Below are 16,755 nucleotides of genomic sequence, written 5' to 3' on the forward strand. Positions count from 1 at the left end.
AGAATGGCGCGTCTTGTCCTCGGCAGAACGGCTTTCGCACCATGTCGAACCACGGTCCCGGCCCCGGCCGCCGCACGCTCCTGGTGGCGGGCACCGCCGCCCTGGCCGTGGGCGGCCTCGCGGGGATCGCGCTGTGGGGGGACGACGGGACCGGCAAAAGCAGGGACGGGAAGGCCCCGGCGGGCCCCGCGATAGCGGGCGCGTTCGACATCGCCCGGTCGACCCGGCTGTGGCAGCCGACCCCGCTGGGCAACGTCACCGGCCCGCAGTCGCTGGCCTTCGACGACGTCAACCGGCATGTGTACGTGGTCCAGCTGGCCCAGGGCGGGCTGCGGCTGGACGGCGAGGACGGCCCGGTGGGCGCGGCGGGGCGGAAGCGGGCCGGCGACCTGTGCGTCACCCGATTCTCCCGCTCCGGGGAGCAGCTGGGCCGGATGTACCTGCGGGGTTTCGGGCACGGCATCTCGATGGGCGTGGAGCCCCGGAGCGACGCGGTGTGGCTGTGGATGGAGTCCGAGGCGCATCCGAGGAACGGCTTCGGCCGGGCGGTCGCCCGGATCCGCTTCGAGGACGGCGCGGTGCTCGACAGCCACGACCGCGCGGTGCGGCACCACCGGATCGCGCCCCGGGGCAGCACCCGGGTCCATCCGGCCGTGGACATGACGACCGAACGGCTTCTGGTCAGCTATGTGGGCACCGACGGAAAGCACGGCTATTCCGTGCATTCGCTGAAGAAGGTCGTCGCCGGTGACGGCACGCCGCTCCACCGAATCGACAGCGCCGCTTTCCTGGAGAGCGAGACCTTCCAGGGGTGCGCGCTGCACGGCGATTTCATCTACCAGCTCACCGGAAATCCGTACAGCACATCGGACGGCCGGAATCCCCGGGATTCCGGGGGAAACACCTTCGTTTCCGCGATCGATATCCGTACGGGCCAGGCCGCGGGCCATCAGCACGTTTCGGTCGCTCCTTCGCTGCGTTTCCGGGAGCCGGAGGGAATTGCCGTGCGCATGGCCCCCGACCCCCTTCTCTGCATGGGCTTCTCGGTGAAGACGACGGGCCGCAGGAACATCGCCCTCTTCGGGTTCGAGCCGGCCACCGGCCGTCGCCACACGTGACCGTGCGAGCACTTTGAGTCAGCGGTTGTACCCCTGAAGGACACGCTTGCGTCATGCTCCGATAACTATTCGGTGAACGACTACACCGACTTCACCTGACGGCCATCCCGCGTACGTTCCCCGGCCACCGCTGCCTATACTTTGCGAACGCTTTTATGGCGTCTTCACAACCCGAGGTCACGCCCCCACCGTGGCGCGGTTCCGACGCGAGGTGACACGCGTCACGGCAACGGCAGGAGGGGCCGCACGGCCATGAACAAGCAGCGACGTCAAGCTCTGCTCGGTGTCCTCATATCGAGCGCACTGGTGCTGGGCTTCCTCGGCATGATGGCCGCGGTGGTGATTCCCTCCCTCAAGGTCTTCGCCGCCTCCGCCGCCGTCAGCTACCTCGCCGACCTGCTGCTGCACAGCGCCCAGTCCACCACCCTGGACCGGCTGCGCGACTCCCGCTTCGGCCTGACGATCCGCTTCATCATCCGCCAGTTCCTGCTGCTCGCCCTGTGCGGCGCCATCGCGGACATCGACTCCTTCGTCGTCCAGATGACCTCGGTCGGGCTGCTCCTGCTCTTCGTGCTCCAGCTCGCCTACGGCGCGGTGCTCAAGCACGTCCGCAAGAAGCGCGCGGAACTGCCGTACACCACCCGCGGCCTCGACATGGAGGTCCTGGGCATCCGGCGCATGCCGCACCCGTTCCTGATGAACAAGCACGTCCGCAAGACGCTGCACCTGGACATCCCGCTCTTCGCCGGCGCGCTCGGCACCATGGCCACCGACAACTGGCGGTACGTCACCTACGGCGGCATCCTCTCCGTCTCCGTCGCCTATCTGGCCCTGCTCGTGCTGCTGCCCGGCGCCCGCAACGCGCTGCTCCTGCCCGACACCGACGAGGCCATCGACCTCCTCAACGAGGAACTGGCCCGGTACCGTCCCCAGGTCGCCCTGTACTTCACGTTCGCGGCGATCTCCAAGGACTTCATGTACCAGGTGAACATGTGGCTGGAGTCGCTGGAGGCGATGGAGCTGCGGCCGATCATCGTGCTGCGCGAGCGGGCCACCCTGCGCTACCTGGACGCCACCGCCGTGCCCGTCGTCTGCGTCCCCAAGGCCGAGTACCTGGCCCGGGTCGAGATGGCCGAACTGCGCGTGTGCCTCTATCCCGGCAACGCCGGCAAGAACGTGCACATGCTCCAGCGCCACGACGTCAAGCACGTCTTCATCGGCCACGGCGACAGCGACAAGGCCGCCAGCAGCAACCGCGTCAGCAAGGTCTTCGACGAGATCTGGGTGGCCGGCCGGGCCGGCCGCGACCGCTACGAGCGCATCAAGCACGCCGTCCGCCCCGAACAGATCGTCGAGGTCGGCCGCCCCCAGCTGATGTCGCTGCACCGCTGGACCGGCCAGGTCAGCCAGCCCGTCCCGACCGTCGTCTACGCGCCGACGTGGGAGGGCTGGACCGACGACGCCTGCTACACCTCGGTGATCCCGGCCGGCGAGAAGCTCATCAAGGCGCTGCTCTCGCACGAGCGGGAACTGCGCGTCATCTACAAGCCGCACCCCCTCACCGGCTCCCGGTCCGCCGCGGCCGGCGCCGCCCACCGGCGGATCATCGCCCTCCTGCAGGAGGACAACGCCCGCCGCTTCGGCCGCAGGATGACCGACTCCAAGAGCGCGGCGAAGAAGCTCGCGCGGATCGACAAGCGCATCGCCGAGCTGTCCGAGCGCGGCGTCCGCTCCCCGTTCCCCGACCTCACCGAGGCCGAGCGCACCGCCCGCATCCGGCGCAGCCGCAACCAGGCCGGCGAGCTCTACTGGAGCGCCGTGCCGGACGCGGCGCACCATGTCGTCCTCGACCGCATTCCGGCGCTCAACGACTGCTTCAACCACTCGGACCTGCTCATCGGCGACATGTCCAGTGTGGTCTCGGACTTCGTCGCGACCCGCAAGCCGTACGCGATCTTCAATCTGGAGGGTCTGCCGGACCACCAGTTCCGCAACGAGCAGCGGACGGCGTACGCGTCCTATCTGCTGGATCTGGACTGCAACGGTCTGGACGAGGCGCTGGACGCGATGCTCAATCCCGAGCGGGACAAGATGGCGGCGTACCGCGAGCAGCTGAAGGACTACCTGCTCGGCCCGGACTATCCGCCGTCCGTCGTCCGCTTCGGCGCGGCGGCGAACGACCTCTACGCCCGCGGCCTCGCGGATTTCCCGATCGAGTATCCGGACCCGTCCCACATCCACGCGTAGCCCGGCCCCCGGCCCCGTCCGGGATTCCCCCCTTCTCGTTTCGCAGTCGGCCCCACCCCTTCACCCAGGAGACCGAAAGACCGTGACCAGCCCCGCCACCCGTCGTCGAACTGTCGCTGTCGTCCTCGCCGGCGGCACGGGCCAGCGTGTCGGACTGTCGATCCCCAAGCAGCTCCTGAAGATCGCGGGGAAGTCGATACTCGAGCACACCCTGTGCGTCTTCGAGAACTCCGCCGACATCGACGAGATCATCGTCCTGATGGCCGCCGACCACACGGCGGAGGCGGAGAAGATCGTCGCCAAGGCCGGTCTGACCAAGGTCTCGCGGGTGCTGCCGGGCGGATCGACCCGCAGCGAGACCACGAGCATCGCCATCAGCCACGTCACCGCGGGCCTGGGCGAGGGCGAGGACGCGAGCCTGCTGTTCCACGACGCCGTGCGCCCGCTGCTCTCTGAGCGCGTGGTCCGGGAGTGCGTCGAGGCGCTGGAGCGCTACCAGGCCGTGGACGTGGCGATCCCGTCCTCGGACACCATCATCGTGACCCGCACCCACGGCGACGACGGCGAGTTCATCACCGAGGTCCCGGACCGCTCGCGGCTGCGCCGCGGCCAGACCCCGCAGGGCTTCCACCTGTCGACCATCCGGCGGGCCTACGAGCTGGCGCTCGCGGACCCGTCCTTCGAGGCCACCGACGACTGCTCGGTCGTCATCAAGTACCTGCCGGACGTCCCGGTCCACGTCGTCATGGGCGACGAGTACAACATGAAGGTCACCCAGCCGGTCGACGTCTTCATCGCCGACAAGCTGTTCCAGCTGGCCTCCTCGGCGGCGCCCGCCGCCGCCGGCGAGGACTCCTACCGTGAGGCGCTGCACGGCCGCACCATGCTGGTCTTCGGCGGCTCGTACGGCATCGGCGCGGACATCGCCGCGCTCGCCGAGGGGTACGGCGCGACGGTCTACGCCCTGGGCCGGTCCAGCACCGGCACGCACGTGGAGAACCCGCAGCACGTCGAGGAGGCGCTGGCGAAGGCGTACGCCGAGACCGGCCGCGTCGACTACGTGGTGAACACCGCCGGTGTGCTGCGCACCGGCCGGCTCGCCGACACCGACAGCGACACCATCCGCGAGGCGACCGAGGTCAACTACCTCGCCCCGGTGAACATCGCCCGCTTCTCCTACAAGTACCTGGCGGAGACCCACGGCCAGCTGCTGCTCTTCACCTCCAGCAGCTACACCCGCGGCCGCTCCGAGTACAGCCTCTACTCCTCCACCAAGGCCGCCGTGGTCAACCTGACCCAGGCGCTCGCCGAGGAGTGGGCCGAGGACGGCATCCGCGTCAACTGCGTGAACCCCGAGCGCACCGCGACCCCGATGCGCACCAAGGCGTTCGGCCAGGAGCCCGCCGGCACCCTGCTCTCCTCCGAGACGGTGGCCCGCAGCGCGCTCGACGTCCTGGTGTCCCGGATGACGGGCCATGTCGTCGACGTGCGCCAGCAGGACCCGACCGGCGGCTCCGCGGCGCAGTCCGGCTTCGAGCGGGCGATCGCCTCGGTGCTCAGCAGCCAGGAAGTCCAGGAGCTCTGAGGGACCGGTCCGCCCGAAGGGGGACGTGGGAGGGGACATGACGTACACGCACGAAGCGCCCGGGCAGGGGCAGGAGCGGCACCGGACCAGGATCTTCCTGGCCGGCGGCTCGGGCACGGTCAGCCGGCCGGCGAGCCATCTGCCGATGATGGGGTGGGGACAGGCGCTCGACCTGTTCCTCACCGACGACGTGGAGGTCGTCAACTGCGCCCGCGGGCGGGCGAGCAGCAAGAGCTTCCGCGAGCGCGGCCGGCTCCAGTGGATCCTCGACGCCATGGCGCCCGGTGACTACCTGGTCGTCGCGTGGGGCCAGATCGACTGGAAGCCCGACCCGGGCCTGCACACCGAGCCGTTCGAGGACTTCATCGAGCACCTGCGGGCGTACGTCACCGGTGCCCGCGAACGCGGCGGGCACCCCATCCTCATGATCCCGTTCGAGCGGCGCCGCATCGACCGCCACGGCAACGTGAGCCGCTTCCTCGGGGACTACCCGGTGGCCATGCGGCAGCTGGCCCAGGAGGAGTTCGTACCGCTCGTCGACATGTACGGGCAGAGCCTGCAGTGGTGGGAGGAGCTGGGGCCCGAGGACACCAAGCACGTCTTCACCTATCTGCGGCCCGGGGAGCCCCTGCTGCCCGTCGTGCAGGACGCCGACAACGTGCACGTGCGCCCGGAGGGTGCCATCGAGGTGGCCCGGTTCACGGCCCGCGCCCTGCTGACGCAGCAGGTGATCCCGGCCCACTGGGTGAAGGACCTCGACCGGCGGACGTTCTCGTACGAGGAGATGGGCTGGCTCGACGACGCCACGTTCCAGCACCGCACGAAGTCCCGTGTCACTCCCGCCCGCGATCTGTAAGGCCGGTCCATGAACCACCTGCTGTGCGCCGGCAAGGCCGTCGGCACCGAAGCGGAATCCCCCGGTGTGGCGCACGCCGCGCTCTACTCCTCCGTACCGCCCTTCAGCGGTGTGGCCCCCGGGGACGTCGTCCAGTTCGCGCTCTCCGTCGCCGTGGAGAACGCGCCGTTCGGGTACGCCTATCTCCAGGAGAAGTACTTCGCCGACGCGGCGGAGATCCTGGCCGTCCAGGACGTGGAGTACTTCCCGCAACAGCGCTCCTACCGGGTGCGGGCCGAACCCGGCCGCAACGGCGTCGGCTTCTTCTCCGTCCGGGTGAAGCGGCCGAAGAAGCAGGAGCCGCGGCTGCGCCCGCAGATCGCGGTCGCCGTGCCCGGCCGGGACTCCCGCAAGGTCGTCCGCACCGCTTCGCTGCGCGACCGCTCCCTCCTCATCCGCACCATGTTCGCCCCCGGGCTGCGCCTGGTCACCGCCCCCGGCGCGGAGGCCTCGCTCGACGTGCTCGCCGCCGTCCCGCCGGGCAGCGCGCCCGTCGCGGTGTCCCAGCCCCGCTCCGGCGCCGCCCGGCTCGGCCCGGACGGCCGGCTCGGCTACCTCCCGCACCAGGGGTTCAGCGGCTACGACCGCTTCGAGTACACCGTCGCGACCCCGGACGGCGAGAAGGTCACCGCACCCGTGAACGTGTTCGTCGGCAGCCTGGAGGACCGCCCGGGGGCCTTCCCCGAGCAGCCGCTCACCACCGACTTCCGGTCCTGGCAGTGGCCGGAGCTCACCGGCGAGATGCCGTGGCCGCACCGGACCGCCACCCCGCAGAACGGATAGCCGTCGGCCATGACCACCTCCACACCCGTGTACCCCGGCGACATCCGGGACGTCACCGTGGTCCTGTACGTCCAGGACCACGCCCGTACGCTGCGCGCCTGCCTCGACTCCCTGCTCGGCCAGACGATCGGCGCCGAGCGCGTCGAGGTCATCGCCGTCGACGACGGCTCCACCGACAGCAGCGCCTCGCTGCTCGCCGAGGCCGAGCGGCACTACGCCGGCTGGCTGCGCGCAGGGCAGTTCCGGCGCGGCCTGTCCCCCGCCGAGGCCCGCAACTGGGGCATGAGCCAGGCCACCGGCCGCTACGTCCTCTTCCTGACCGGCGCCGACCGGCTCACGCCGAAGGCGCTGGAGCTGATGGTCGGTTCGGCCGACGCCAACGAGGCCGACGTGGTGCTGGGCAAGCTGGAGAGCTCCGGCAAGCACACGGTCGCGACGTCGATGTTCCGCAAGACCCAGGGGTCGGTGGACCTCTACGCGTCGCGCGTCTACTGGTCGCTGACCCCGGACAAGCTGTTCCGGACGAGCCTGGTGCGGCGCTGCGGCCTGGAGTTCCCCACGGACATGGCCATCGGCGACGACCAGGCGTTCACGGCCGCCGCGCTCGTCCGCGCGGACGACATCGCGGTGGTCGCCGACGAGCCGTGCGTGGTCAAGGGCCCGTCCGGGAACGGCCAGGTGCCGCTGTCCCAGCGGATCACCATGGTCTCGCGGATGATCGCGCTGCTCACCGCGATGCTGCCGCCCGGGCCACGGCAGGACCTGCTGATCTCCCGCCATCTGGAGGCGGACCTGGGCAAGGCGACCGGGCCCCTGCTGCTCGCCTCGGACCAGCCCGCCGAACGCGAGCGCACCCTGTGGGCGGCGGCCGAGCTGCTGCGCGGCCAGGTCCCGGCGAGCGCCTTCGCGCTGCTGCCGCGTCCCCTCGCCGTGCGGTTCGCGCTGATCGCGGCCGGCTTCCACCAGGAGGCCCAGCAGATGGCCGCGTACGAGGCGGACAAGACCCGTCCGGCGCCGAAGAAGACGGTCGAGAACGGCCGGGTCTACTCGCTGCTGCCGTACTTCCGCGACCCGGCGGTGAACCTTCCCGACGCGCTCTTCGACATCACCGGCCAGATGACGGTCAACCAGCAGCTGACGGGCATGAAGTGGAACGGTCCGCTGCTGCTGCTCGACGGCCACGCGTTCTTCGAGCAGCTCAGCACCCGCGAACGGAACACCAAGGTCGTGCTGCGGCACCGGCTCACCGGGGCGGAGGAGCGCTTCTCGGTGACCGCCCGGCGCGATGACACGCTGCTGAACTCCAAGGGCAAGACCCGGGCCATGGGCCGTTTCTCCACCCGGATCAACCTGCGCCAGATGTCCGACGGCTGGCCGCTGCGCACCGGGGTCTGGGACGTCCACCTGGCGGTGAGCTTCGAGGGCGTCACGCAGGAGGTCCGGCTCGGCCGCAAGCGTTCCGCCGAGGTCGACGTCACCGGCCGGGCGCCGGTGGTCTTCGCGCCCTCGGCGACGACGCCCGGGCACGAGCTGGCGGCGGCGCCGTTCTACACCCCGGAGGGCGACCTCTCCCTCGAGGTGTCCGAGCGGCTACCGCTGCCCGGCAGCAACTGAGGGCGCATGGTCACCCATCCGCTCCCACGGTCCGAAGACGAGGCCGTCCTGCGTCAGGTCCTGACGGGACAGCAGCAGGGCGCCCGTCCGGTCGAGCGCGGCGACGACCAGCCGGCCGGCGCCGTCGACGCCGGGCTGCGGGGCCGTCGCGGCGACCGCGGGATCGCCGATGGGCGCCCACCAGGTGCCGTAACCCTCGTTCTCGGTGACGTAGGCGGTGACCTCGATCCCGCCGTGGGCGCCGCACTGGGCGAGCACGGTGCAGTCGTACTCGCCGATGACGGTGCGCACCGCGCCGGGTCGGCCCCGGCCGCCCGGGCCGCCCAGCGCCATGACGCCGGCGGACTGGGCGGTGCCCGTCGCGGCGCGCCAGGCGACCAGCGAGTCGTCCCCGGGGTAGCGCCACAGATACGTGCTGCGCTTCTTGCCCGTCTCCAGGACGGTCAGCGTGCCGTCGGCCACAGCGATGCCGAAACGATCCCGCAGCTCGAAGCGGCCGCCGCCCGCACCCGCCCAGCGGTCCACGGAGCCGTCGGCGCTCACCGCCAGCACCTCCAGCGGGCCGCCCGCGGCCATGGCGGCGGTGAACTCCCCGGCGTACGGCCGGTCGGTGACGTTCTTCCACTGGCCCCAGCGGCCCTCGGGCGTGCGGCTGCGCCGCACGATCCCGCCGTGCCGCAGGGAGACCAGGACGTGCACCGACCCGGAGTTCTGGTTGACCACGACCAGGGGTCCGGCGACGACCGGGTCGTCGCCCCCGCCGCCCGCGCCCACCGGGACCCCGAGGTCGGACCAGTCGATCAGCGGACGGCCGGTCTGGTACTGGGTGCTGACGATCACGTGCAGGGCGTCGCCCTGCGGCGCGCGGCGCAGACCGGCGAAGCAGACGTATCCCTGACTGCTCCTCGCGAGGCTCAGCCCACCCGCCCAGCCCGGGACCTCGATCGGCCGGGGACCCTCGAAGGCGCCGTGCGCGGTCTCGGTCCAGCGGAGCAGGCCGGTGGCGGTGGCCGCGTACGCCGTCAGCCGGCCGTCGCCGCCGGTGAAGAGCCAGCGGCCGGCGGGCGGCTGAACCATCTGCGGCCCCGGAGCGTCGGTATCGGGGTGGGTGACCACTCCGGAATCCGTGTTCCGGCCCCTGTTCCTGCCACGGATCACGATCACCATCCGTCTCTCCGCCTGTCCGTCGCCCCGAAGTTTGTCACACGCTTCACCGCGCGTTCACGGGCGGTCGGCGACGCCCGATCCCCGACATAACGCCATCCACGCACTTCGCTCTGTTTCGTCACATAGGAAGAGACTCGACCCAGCCATGACCGACCACAACACGACGGCGGGCGGCTCGCGCCGCCGGGGCGCGTCCCAGGGACGCCCCCGCAAGCGCAGGACCGGCCGCATCGTCCTGCTGACCCTGCTCGTGCTCGTCCTCGCCGCCGGCGGGACCGTGTACTGGATGTACTCGAGCATCGACGGGAACATCAAGGCCGTCGACATCACCAAGGAACTCGGCGACAACCGGCCGCCGAAGCTGCCGACGTCCGGCCAGAACCTGCTGGTGCTCGGCTCGGACTCGCGGGCCGGGGCCAACGCGGCGCTCGACGGCGCGTCGGTGAGCGGGGCGCGGTCGGACACGGCGCTCGTGGTGCACGTGCCGGAGGGGCGGCAGAAGGCGGTGGCGGTGAGCATCCCCCGCGACACGCTGGTGACGCGCCCGGAGTGCACGCGGCGCGGCGGCGGGACGGCGCCCGAGGCGAAGCGGGTCATGTTCAACTCGGTGTACTCGGGCTTCGGCCCGGCGTGCGTGGTCAAGACGGTCGAGAAGATGTCCGGTGTCCGGCTCGACCACTACATGGAGATCGACTTCGCCGGGTTCAAGGACCTGGTCGACGCGATCGGCGGCGTGACCGTCGACGTCGACAAGCCGATCAAGGACAAGCACACGGGCCTGGACCTCGCCGCGGGCCCGCAGCGCCTGGACGGCACGCAGTCGCTCGCCTTCGTGCGCACCCGGTACGCCGTCGGTGACGGCAGCGACCTGGGCCGCATCGGCAACCAGCAGAAGTTCCTCAACGCGCTGCTCACCGAGGTGAAGAAGCAGGACCTGCTCGGCAGCCCCAGCAAGACCTACAAGATCGCGGACTCCGCGACCAAGGCCCTCACCACCGACTCCGACCTGGCCTCGCTGACCTCGCTCAGCGACTACGCCCGCAGCCTCAACGGCGTGGACCCGGCCGACATGGAGACGATCATGCTGCCGGTGGCCTACGACAAGATCGACAAGAACCGGGTCGTCGCGTACGAGCCGAACGCCAAGAAGCTGTGGACGGCGATACGCGAGGACACCGACATCCCGGAGTCGGCGAAGAAGTCGCCGGCGACCGGCGGCTGAGCCCGGCGGCACCACCGACATCACGAGGGCGCCCGGTGCGTGGCACCGCGCGCCCTCTGCGTGACTCCGCCGGCACTCCGCCGGTCCGTCAGTACTCCGCCTCCCGCCCCACCTTCCCCAGCCGGCTGTGCTTGCGCCCGTACAGGGCGTAGACGACGAAGCCGATCACCATCCAGACCGCGAAGCGGAACCAGGTCTCGGCGGGCAGGTTGAGCATCAGCCAGAGCGAGGCCGCGATCGAGACGATCGGGAGCACCGGCACCCACGGGGTGCGGAAGGCGCGGTGGAGGTCGGGGCGGGTGCGGCGCAGGACCATGACGCCGACGGCGACCACGACGAAGGCGAAGAGCGTGCCGATGTTCACCAGGGTCGCGAGCTCGTTGATGCTGGTGAAGCCCGCGACGATGGAGATGATGCCGCCGAGCAGGATGGTCGGCCGGTACGGGGTCCTGAAGCGCGGGTGGGTGATGGAGAAGAAGCGCGGCAGCAGTCCGTCGCGGCTCATCGCGAAGAAGACGCGGGTCTGGCCGAGCAGCAGGATGAGGCAGACCGTGGTGAGGCCGATGGCGGCGCCGAAGCTGATGACGCCCGCGTAGAACGGGTGGCCGACGGCCTTGAAGGCGTCGGCGAGCGGGGCGCTGACGGAGAGTTCGGTGTAGTGCTGCATGCCGGTGACGACGAGGGCGACCGCCACGTAGAGCACCGTGCAGATGAGCAGCGAGCCGAGGATGCCCCGGGGCATGTCGCGCTGCGGCAGCCTGGTCTCCTCGGCGGCGGTGGCGACCACGTCGAAGCCGATGAAGGCGAAGAAGACGACGGAGGCGGCGGTGAAGATGCCCATGACGCCGAAGTTGGTCGGCTGGTAGCCGAACATCAGCTGGACCAGCGGCGCGGTCCAGTCGCTGCCGCCGCCGGGCGGGGTGACGGCCGGCGGGATGAACGGGTGGTAGTTGTCGCCGACGATGAAGAACAGGCCCGCGATGATCACGATCATCACGACGGTCACCTTGATGGCCACGACCACGGCGGTGATCCGCGCGGACAGCTTCATGCCGAGCACGAGGACCGCGGTGAGCACCAGGACGAGCAGGAAGGCCAGGATGTCGAACGTGCCGCCGGGCACGTCGGGGCCTTCGAGCGCGGCCGGCAGGTGCCAGCCGATGTTGTCCATGAGCGAGCGGACGTAGCCGGACCAGCCGACGGCGACGACGGCGGTGCCGAGCGCGAACTCCAGGACGAGGTCCCAGCCGATGATCCAGGCGGGCAGTTCGCCGATGGAGGCGTACGCGAAGGTGTAGGCCGAACCGGCGACCGGGACCGTGGAGGCGAACTCCGCGTAGCACAGGGCGGCCAGCGCGCAGACGATGCCGGCGGCGACGAACGCGAGTGCGGTGGCCGGGCCAGCGTTCTCCTTGGCGACCTTGCCGGTGAGGACGAAGATGCCGGTGCCGATGATGACGCCGACGCCGAACACGGTGAGGTCCCAGGCGGAGAGGGACTTCTTCAGGGCGTGCTCGGGTTCCTCGGTGTCGCGGATGGACTGTTCCACCGACTTGGTCCGGAACAGGCCCGAGTTCCGCGGGGATTGCTGGTCCGTGGTCACGGTCTACCTCCCTGGCTCGCCCTTGAGGGCTGCCCGCCTTGAGGCCAGCATGCACGCGGAAGGGCCGGTCGGCACTCCGAGGAGTGAGCCGACCGGCCCAAGGGTGACGCGTGGTGACCCCGATCGAGGTCACGCAAGCTCGCGCGGCGTCAGTCCCGCGCGGGCTCCACGGCCTTGCTGCTGCTCTCGAACCGTCCGTCGAGCCGCGAGACCAGGCCGGTGACCTGGCGCGCGATGTCCGGGGCGGTCAGGCCGATCTCGGCGAGCACCTCGCCGCGCGAGGCGTGGTCGAGGAAGCGCGGCGGGATGCCGAAGTCGCGCAGCGGGACGTCGACGCCCGCGTCGCGCAGCGCCTGGGCGACGGCGGAGCCGACGCCGCCGACGCGGCTGTTGTCCTCGACGGTGACGACGACGCGGTGGCCCTCGGCGAGCGGGGCGAGGGCCTCGTCGACCGGCTTGACCCAGCGCGGGTCGACGACGGTGGTGGAGATGCCCTGCTTGTCGAGCAGGTCGGCGATCTCCAGGCACATCGGCGCGAGCGCGCCGACCGAGACCAGGAGCACGTCCGGCGTGTCGCTGCCGGGCTCGCGCAGCACGTCCATGCCACCGACCCGGCGCACGGCGGGTACGGCGGGGCCGACGGCGCCCTTGGAGAAGCGGACCACGGTGGGCGCGTCGGTGACCTCGACGGCCTCGCGCAGCTGGGCCCGGACCTGGTCGGCGTCGCGCGGGGCGGCGAGCCGCAGGCCGGGCACGACCTGGAGGATCGACATGTCCCACATGCCGTTGTGGGAGGCGCCGTCCGTGCCGGTGACGCCGGCCCGGTCGAGGACGAAGGTGACGCCGCACTTGTGCAGGGCCACGTCCATCAGGACCTGGTCGAAGGCCCGGTTGAGGAAGGTCGCGTAGACGGCGAAGACCGGGTGCAGGCCGCCGGTGGCGAGGCCGGCCGCGGAGACCGCGGCGTGCTGCTCGGCGATGCCGACGTCGAACACCCGCTCGGGGAAGGCCTTGGCGAAGCGGTCGAGGCCGACCGGCTGGAGCATGGCCGCCGTGATGGCGACGATGTCCTCGCGCTCCTTGCCGAGCGCGACCATCTCCTCGCCGAAGACGCTGGTCCAGTCGGCGCCGGAGGAGGCGATCGGCAGACCGGTGTCGGGGTGGATCTTGCCGACGGCGTGGAAGCGGTCGGCCTCGTCCTGGAGCGCGGGCTGGTAGCCGCGGCCCTTCTCGGTGAGGCAGTGCACGATGACCGGGCCCCCGAAGCGCTTGGCGCGGGTGAGCGCCGACTCCAGGGCCTCGATGTCGTGGCCGTCGATGGGGCCGACGTACTTCAGACCGAGGTCCTCGAACATGCCCTGCGGGGCGATGAAGTCCTTCAGGCCCTTCTTGGCGCCGTGCAGCGTCTCGTAGAGCGGCTTCCCGACGACCGGGGTGCGCTCCAGGAGGTCCTTGCCGCGGGCGAGGAAGCGCTCGTAGCCGTCGCTGGTGCGCAGGGTGGCCAGGTGGTTGGCGAGGCCGCCGATGGTGGGCGCGTAGGAGCGCTCGTTGTCGTTGACGACGATGACGACCTGGCGGTCCTTGGCGTCGGCGATGTTGTTGAGCGCCTCCCAGGCCATGCCGCCGGTCAGCGCGCCGTCGCCGATGACGGCGACGACGTGGTCGTCCTTCTTCAGGACCTGGTTCGCCTTGGCGAGGCCGTCGGCCCAGCCGAGGACGGTCGAGGCGTGCGAGTTCTCGATGACGTCGTGCTCGGACTCGGCCTGCGAGGGGTAGCCGGACAGGCCGCCCTTCATCTTGAGCTTGGAGAAGTCCTGGCGGCCCGTGAGCAGCTTGTGGACGTAGCTCTGGTGGCCGGTGTCCCAGAGGACCTTGTCCTTGGGCGAGTCGAAGACGCGGTGCAGGGCGATGGTCAGTTCGACCACGCCGAGATTGGGACCGAGGTGCCCGCCGGTCTTGGAGACGGCGTCCACGAGGAAAGTCCTGATCTCTTCGGCCAGCTGGTCCAGCTGTTCCGAGGAGAGCCGGTCCAGATCTCGCGGTCCCCTGATACGGGTCAGCAGAGCCACCCGTGCCTCCTTGCTTTGAACTGGTCGAGCTTGCCGATTTGTCGAGTCTAATGTTCCGTCCTGGATCGCGGGCATCGGGCCGGGGGCTTCACCGCCACCCGGATGGCCGACACACCGATGATCCGTGCGGTCGTCGCACTGGTCCGGACGCAGCAGTGCCCGGCGCCGGTTCTCGGCGCCGGGCGGACTGCGAACGGTCCGTGGCTACGGGACGGTGGTGCGCGTCACGCGCGGCCTGCGGTCTTCTGCGTGCGGCGGGAGACCGAGTCGATCACGACGGCGGCGAGCAGCACCGCGCCGGTGATCATGTTCTGGATCGCGTTGGACATGCCGATCATGTTCAGGCCCTGCTGGATCGACTGGATCACGATCATGCCGAGCAGCGCGGACCAGACCTTGCCGCGGCCGCCGAAGAGGCTGGTGCCGCCGATCACGGCCGCGGCGATGACCAGCATCAGCGTGTTGCCGCCGCCGAGGCTCTTGGTCGCGCCGCCGGAGAGGCTCGCGATGAACAGGCCGCCGAAGGCGGCGAGGGTGCCGGAGATCGCGAAGACGGCGATCCGGACCCGGTCCACGTTGATGCCGGCGCGGCGGGCCGCCTCGGCGTTGCCGCCGACCGCGAAGACCTTGCGGCCGAAGAGGGTGCGGCGGGCGACGAAGTCGGCGAGCACCAGGACGGCGAGGAAGAGCACCAGGGCGAGCGGCAGGCCGCGGGCGCCGGCGGGCTCGTTCATCACGTACGCGACGGCGAAGACCAGGACCGCGACGACGCCGGTGCGCAGCAGGATCTCGCTCATCGGGCGGGCCGGGAGCTGGGCGGCCTTGCGGCGGCTGCTGTCGCGCAGCTGCGAGAGCACGTACGCGGCGACGGCGAGCAGGGCGAGGCCGTAGGCGGCGATCTTGTCGGCGAAGAAGTAGTTGGTGAGGTTCTCCACCACGCTGCCGGACGGCGTGTTGATGGAGCCCTCGCCGCCCATCAGCCACTCCTGGAGACCCATCCAGCCGAGGAAGCCGGCCAGGGTGACCACGAAGGCGGGGACGCCGATCTTGGCGAAGAAGAAGCCGTGCAGCGCGCCGATGGCGGTGCCGGCGAGCACCGCGAGCACGATGGACAGCCACTCGTTCATGCCGTGGGTGACCTGGAGGCCGGCCCAGACGGCGGCGCCGACGCCGGCGACGGAGCCCATGGAGAGGTCGATCTCGCCGAGGACGAGCACGAAAACGATGCCGACGGCCATGATGCCGAGGCCGGAGGCGTAGACGGCGACGTTGGCGACCGAGCTCGCGGACAGGAAGTTGCTGTTCTGGAGCTGGAAGACGACCGCGATGACGATCAGGCCGAGGATGACCGGGAGCGAGCCGAGCTCGCCGCCGCGGACCTTGCGGGTGAACTCGGTCAGATAGCCCTTGAGGCCCTCCTCGCGGACGAGGAGGCGCGGGTCGACGGCCGGGACCGGGGCCGCGGACTGCTCGGCCGCGGACTGCCCGGCGGGGTCCTGCTCGGTGGTCTTGGTGAGGTCGCTCACTTCGCGTCCTCCTTCGCGGCCGCGGCCGTACGGGCCTGCCGGCGGGTCACGGCGTTGTCCGTGGCTCCCGTGATGGCGGCGATGATCGTCTCGTGGGTGGTGTCGGCGACGTCGAAGACGCCGTTGTTGCGGCCGAGGCGGAGCACCGCGACCTTGTCGGCGACGGCGCGCACGTCGGCCATGTTGTGGCTGATGAGGATGACGCCGTGGCCGCGCTCGCGCAGCCGCTCCACGAGGTCGAGCACCTGGGCGGTCTGCTCGACGCCGAGGGCGGCGGTGGGCTCGTCCAGGATGACGATCTTGGGGTCGCCGATCAGGGCGCGGGCGATGGCCACGACCTGTCGCTGGCCGCCGGAGAGGGCGGCGACGGGGATGCGGACCGACGGGATCCGGATGGACAGGGTGTCCAGGAGCTCCCGGGCACGCTTCTCCATGGCGATCTCGTCGAGCACGGAGCCGGAGTTCAGCTCGCTGCCGAGGAAGAGGTTGGCGACGACGTCGAGGTTGTCGCAGAGCGCCAGGTCCTGGTAGACGGTCGCGACTCCGAGGTTCTGGGAGTCCTGGGGCCGGGTGATCTGGACGGGGCGGCCGTCCCATTCGATGGTGCCCTCGTCGATCGGGTGGACGCCCGAGATCGTCTTGACGAGGGTGGACTTGCCGGCGCCGTTGTCGCCCACCAGGGCGACGACCTCTCCGGCGTGGATCTCCAGATCGACATCGGTGAGCACCTGGACGGCGCCGAACCGCTTGGAGACCCCGCGCAACGCCAGCACGGGCGCAGCGGACACGTGAATCATCTCCTTCGCCGCCTGACCGGCGGGGATGTGGTGCAAAAAGACCGTGGGGTACAAGGGGGAGTCCGGCGCCCCGCCCCCGCTTGCGGGGCGTGGATGTCGGGGCGGGGTCGCCGAACCGTTTCTGCGTGG

The 16,755-nt window shown here is 70.7% G+C and carries 12 protein-coding genes; 7 read left to right on the forward strand and 5 right to left on the reverse strand.

Translation table 11 applies throughout. From position 1 onward, the window contains the following. The first annotated feature begins 41 nt into the window (after nt 1–41). From ACFYU9_RS20215 to ACFYU9_RS20240, 6 genes are all read left to right on the forward strand, one after another. On the forward strand, nt 42–1,118 hold the full coding sequence (locus ACFYU9_RS20215; RefSeq protein WP_389345585.1) for a signaling protein: 1,077 nt from the start codon (nt 42–44) through the stop codon (nt 1,116–1,118). A gap of 252 nt (nt 1,119–1,370) precedes the next feature. Continuing rightward, nucleotides 1,371–3,365 carry a hypothetical protein gene (locus tag ACFYU9_RS20220; RefSeq protein ID WP_389207673.1) on the forward strand — a complete coding sequence of 665 codons (1,995 nt, stop codon included), beginning with the start codon at nt 1,371–1,373 and terminating at the stop codon, nt 3,363–3,365. Nucleotides 3,366–3,447: 82 nt separating this feature from the next. After that, on the forward strand, nt 3,448–4,950 hold the full coding sequence (locus ACFYU9_RS20225) for an SDR family NAD(P)-dependent oxidoreductase (RefSeq protein WP_389207675.1): 1,503 nt from the start codon (nt 3,448–3,450) through the stop codon (nt 4,948–4,950). A 37-nt stretch (nt 4,951–4,987) separates the two neighbouring features. Then, a complete protein-coding gene (locus ACFYU9_RS20230) occupies nt 4,988–5,806 on the forward strand; it encodes a rhamnogalacturonan acetylesterase (RefSeq protein ID WP_389345586.1) in 819 nt (272 codons plus the stop codon). 9 nt (nt 5,807–5,815) lie between these two features. Next, nucleotides 5,816–6,628: an Ig-like domain-containing protein gene (locus ACFYU9_RS20235; protein WP_389207679.1), complete on the forward strand. Its 813-nt coding sequence runs from the start codon at nt 5,816–5,818 to the stop codon at nt 6,626–6,628. 9 nt (nt 6,629–6,637) lie between these two features. After that, nucleotides 6,638–8,242 (forward strand): glycosyltransferase, encoded by a 1,605-nt coding sequence (locus tag ACFYU9_RS20240; protein ID WP_389345587.1) that lies wholly within the window; start codon nt 6,638–6,640, stop codon nt 8,240–8,242. Here the strand turns inward: ACFYU9_RS20240 and ACFYU9_RS20245 are convergent. Then, entirely contained in the window at nt 8,219–9,319 is a 1,101-nt protein-coding gene (locus tag ACFYU9_RS20245) for a hypothetical protein (RefSeq protein ID WP_389345588.1), read from the reverse strand. The two genes, ACFYU9_RS20240 and ACFYU9_RS20245, sit on opposite strands and share 24 nt — an antisense overlap. Nucleotides 9,320–9,554: 235 nt before the next feature. Here ACFYU9_RS20245 and ACFYU9_RS20250 point away from each other — a divergent pair, with 235 nt between their 5' ends. After that, nucleotides 9,555–10,631, forward strand: a complete 1,077-nt coding sequence (locus ACFYU9_RS20250; RefSeq protein ID WP_389207685.1) for an LCP family protein — start codon at nt 9,555–9,557, stop codon at nt 10,629–10,631. A gap of 88 nt (nt 10,632–10,719) precedes the next feature. Here ACFYU9_RS20250 and ACFYU9_RS20255 read toward each other — a convergent pair whose 3' ends face one another. From ACFYU9_RS20255 to ACFYU9_RS20270, 4 genes are all read right to left on the reverse strand, one after another. After that, complete coding sequence (locus ACFYU9_RS20255; RefSeq protein ID WP_389207687.1) at nt 10,720–12,234, reverse strand: amino acid permease; 1,515 nt, start codon at nt 12,232–12,234, stop codon at nt 10,720–10,722. A 149-nt stretch (nt 12,235–12,383) separates the two neighbouring features. After that, nucleotides 12,384–14,303 (reverse strand): 1-deoxy-D-xylulose-5-phosphate synthase, encoded by a 1,920-nt coding sequence (gene dxs, locus ACFYU9_RS20260; RefSeq protein ID WP_389207689.1) that lies wholly within the window; start codon nt 14,301–14,303, stop codon nt 12,384–12,386. Nucleotides 14,304–14,527: 224 nt separating this feature from the next. Next, nucleotides 14,528–15,829 (reverse strand): sugar ABC transporter permease, encoded by a 1,302-nt coding sequence (locus tag ACFYU9_RS20265; RefSeq protein ID WP_389345589.1) that lies wholly within the window; start codon nt 15,827–15,829, stop codon nt 14,528–14,530. Beyond that, nucleotides 15,826–16,626 (reverse strand): ATP-binding cassette domain-containing protein, encoded by an 801-nt coding sequence (locus tag ACFYU9_RS20270; RefSeq protein WP_389207693.1) that lies wholly within the window; start codon nt 16,624–16,626, stop codon nt 15,826–15,828. The genes ACFYU9_RS20265 and ACFYU9_RS20270 overlap by 4 nt, the downstream gene beginning before the upstream one ends. Nucleotides 16,627–16,755 lie beyond the last annotated feature (129 nt).

The sequence above is a fragment of the Streptomyces sp. NPDC004327 genome (assembly GCF_042873935.1).
In the GTDB taxonomy this organism is placed as follows: Bacteria; Actinomycetota; Actinomycetes; order Streptomycetales; family Streptomycetaceae; genus Streptomyces.